Genomic DNA, 3,280 nt, shown 5'->3' with positions numbered 1-3,280 from the left:
CCAAGAACGAGCCCAGCGGCCCGACATGCTTCGACGCTTTTGCGCGCGTTTTCAGCAGAGAGCGAGAGCGGTTTTTCGCAAAACACATGGATGTTTGCGTCAACTGCTGCCGCGATTTGTGCATCATGCAAATCGTTGGGCGAGGTTAAAATGACCGCTTCAACACCCGGCAAGGCCAGCGCATCTTCATAGGTCTTTAGGGGCGTTAAGCCCATTGCTTCTATCTCGCCGTGCATCGCCTCGGCGGGTTCGACAACGCAGAGCAAGTTGAATTCCGTGTGGCCCTTTAGGCGTCGGGCAATATGCTGGCCCCACCAGCCAAAACCGACAAGTGCTGTTCCGATCATGTTGCTCTCCTTCGTCTTTAATTGCTCGTAGTGTCTCATAAGAATTCGTCGTGCTCGTATGATTAAATCAGATGGTTCTGAGCGCGTTTGTGGATAGCCAGTTTTCAGGACAGGGCTGCATCAGACCCTATTCTTTGCCGCTTCGATGGCGAGTAATATGGCTGCGTTGTCGAGATCGCTGTGACCTTCTTCGAGCGCGAGCTGCATCATCTTTGAATAGGTATCTGCAAAGGGCAAAAATTGATCGTTTGCCGCCCCGATCGCATTGATCAAAGCAAAGTCTTTTGCAGATTGCACGATACGGCCCAGCGGTGCGAAGTCGCGATTAACCATCTTTGGTCCTTTGGACGGCATCACATTGGAATAGGCAGCCGTGTCCTGAAGCAGTGGTAGGAAATCGCTTGGGTCTAACCCGATGCTTTTCGCAAAAACTAACCCCTCCGCGAGCGCAGCGCGGTTTAGGCCAAGAACCAAATTGATGGCAAGTTTCGCCCGATTTCCATTGCCGATCTCGCCAACAAAATGATGTGCACGGCCTAAAACGGACCAGAGCCAAGTCAACTCGTTTGAGATATCTGGATCGCCCGCAATTAGAAACACGGCCTTTCCATCGGCTAAGTCTTTGCTCGTGCCGGACAAGGGCGCTTCAATCAGCGTAATGTTCTTTTGCGAAGCCTCTTTTGCGAGGGCAGGCATACGTTCCGGATCGCAGGTGCTTGTTGAGATCAAAATAGCATCTGAATTTTCTGGAGCTTGCGCGATAAGCGTTGCCAGTTGTTCCGTGTCAAACACAGCCGCGAGCACGACAGAGGCTTCCCAGACCCCCAGCGGATCAGTCGGTGCGCCGCCTAATTGCGTAAGTCTATCAAGGCTCGTTTGTTCAGGATCAAACCCAACGACAGAGTGCCCTGCATCTAGCAAACGGCGTGCCAAAGACGTGCCAATGAGGCCAAGACCGAAGAGACCAAGCTGCCTGCTCATGTCTCTTCCGCCACGGTGTCGGCAAGGGATTCATACATTGCAAAAAGGTTGGAAAAATCTGTTTCCGCATGGCCAGCATCGCGCGCTGCGTCCAGTAGCGATAAAGTTAACCCGCCAAAGGGCGCAGGACCACCAAGGGCCTCAGCGTAATTCACCCCAAGGTTCAAATCCTTCGCCAAATTGGAAATGGTTGACCGTCCATTTAACGTCCCGCTGAGTATGTCGCGGGGGAAACGCACTTCGGTTACGAAACTGCGCGCATTTCCTGCATTGAGGACCGCAACTGCCTCGTTCAAGTCCAGTCCCGCACGCTCTGCCATGCGCATACCTTCGCAGGTCGCCATAAACGCGCTGTGCAAAATAAGGTTGTGGATCAGCTTCATCGCATGACCGCTGCCGATGGGGCCGAGATGGAAAAATCTGCTCGAAACCGCTTCGATCACAGGTTTGCAAAGGGCAATTCGATCTGCATCGCCGCCCGCCATCAACGTTAGCGTGCCCGCGTCGGCGCCTGCTGCGCCGCCTGTCATCGCAGCGTCGATGTAATGAAATCCGCGCGGTGCGAGCGTCTTTGCCAAAGCCGTGCTTTGTTTGGGATCGGAGGTTGTCAGATCGATGAGCGTCACGTCATTGGTTTCACAATCGCCAAGGTAGTCAGCGATCTGAAGGCAAGACGGGGTGACGCAAAAGAGAACGTCGACCGCTTGAACCATGTCACGCGCTTCAAGTCGCGGAACAGCCAAATCCGAGCCCGCCTCAGGCTTGCGATCAAAGGCTGCTGTCAGCAACCCTTGAGCCGCGAGATTGCGCGCGACGCCGCCGCCCATTTGGCCTAGCCCGACAACGCCAACTCTGAGCGGATCAGTCGCCATTTTGCGCGGCTTTCATGTCTGCGAGCGTTGCGAGAGAGGAATTCGACAACGGCAGTGAAACCGGATCGCCAATCTCTGCGGAAATGTCTGCGGCTGTGTAACATTCCATAACCATCCGCGCATGCTCTGGATCGACCATAGGTTTCGTATCGAGCAGGCAAGCCTCGAGGAAATGGATGGTTTCTGGGCCCATTTGCCCTGCAAACATATGATCCACATGCTCGCCTGGCATTGTCGACATGGGATATTCTGTTCCGTTCTTAACTGTGTTCAGCCAATTGTCACGGGACGTATCATCAAGGATCAAAGCGCCCTCAGTGCCGGTGATCTCGATCCAAGTGCCGCAATAGTTTGGAAAGCTCGGCGGAAGATTCCAGCCACCGCCGACAACAACCAATGTGCCGTCGCTCATCGTCACGGTAGACCACATGCAATCATATGAGCCGTTCAGCTCTTTCATGTAGCCATAGGCGCCTTGGCTATAGACTTTGACCGGAACGGCAGGTTCCAAAAGCCACATGACGAAATCCAGATCATGGGTGCTTTCCATTGCAACGGGGGAAAGCTTTACGCGGTTGGCGATCTTTTTGCCCAAGTTGCGTGACAGATGGCGGCTGACCATCACGTTAACCACGTTACCAAGCTTACCCTCGGTGATCGATTTCTTGGCGTAGGCGATTTTGGAGTTGAACCGCTGGGAATAGCCGATGGTGAATTTTAGGCCCTTCTCTTTGGAAATGGCGATCAACTCGTCCGCTTCCCAAAGTTCAAGCGCGATGGGTTTTTCGAGCAAGACGTGTTTGCCCGCTTTCAAGCAATCGCGCGCAATAGGGTAGTGCGACCCTTCAGGCGTTGTGGAGATGTAGACGACCTCAATCGCAGGATTTGATGTTATGTCACTGTAATCGAGCGTTGCTGACGCCGGATTGGTCAACTCTTTAACCTCTTCCAAACGCTCTGGATTAATTTCGCAAATGTGCAGCTTGTCGACCAATGCGGATTTGGCCAAAGACTCTGCACGTATGCCGCCACACCAGCCACATCCGATCACTGCTACTTCAACCTGTCTCATGTCGTTCT

At 53.5% G+C, this 3,280-nt stretch carries 4 protein-coding genes; all 4 read right to left on the bottom strand.

Features of this window, described 5'->3' with window-relative positions:
* On the bottom strand, nt 1-347 hold a 347-nt coding region (locus ABJQ89_RS17450), incomplete at its 3' end, for a Gfo/Idh/MocA family oxidoreductase (RefSeq protein WP_348497431.1).
* Nucleotides 348-467: 120 nt separating this feature from the next.
* On the bottom strand, nt 468-1,328 hold the full coding sequence (locus tag ABJQ89_RS17445; RefSeq protein WP_348497430.1) for an NAD(P)-dependent oxidoreductase: 861 nt from the start codon (nt 1,326-1,328) through the stop codon (nt 468-470).
* Nucleotides 1,325-2,200, bottom strand: coding sequence for an NAD(P)-dependent oxidoreductase (locus tag ABJQ89_RS17440; protein WP_348497429.1), 876 nt, complete (start codon nt 2,198-2,200; stop codon nt 1,325-1,327). Before ABJQ89_RS17440 ends, ABJQ89_RS17445 begins: the two co-directional genes overlap by 4 nt.
* A partial coding sequence (locus tag ABJQ89_RS17435) for a Gfo/Idh/MocA family oxidoreductase (RefSeq protein WP_348497428.1) occupies nt 2,190-3,280 on the bottom strand: 1,091 nt, incomplete at its 5' end. The genes ABJQ89_RS17440 and ABJQ89_RS17435, both read right to left, overlap by 11 nt.

Origin of the sequence: Planktotalea sp., assembly GCF_039984035.1 — a bacterium.
In the GTDB taxonomy this organism is placed as follows: Bacteria; Pseudomonadota; Alphaproteobacteria; order Rhodobacterales; family Rhodobacteraceae; genus Planktotalea.
This window is presented reverse-complemented; position numbering and strand designations above follow the sequence as displayed.

What these genes read in the sequence shown, in the direction of transcription:
- ABJQ89_RS17440 (WP_348497429.1), bottom strand. Translation starts at nt 2,200, where the DNA reads ATGGCGACTGATCCGCTCAGAGTTGGCGTTGTCGGGCTAGGCCAAATG.
- ABJQ89_RS17445 (WP_348497430.1), bottom strand. Translation starts at nt 1,328, where the DNA reads ATGAGCAGGCAGCTTGGTCTCTTCGGTCTTGGCCTCATTGGCACGTCT.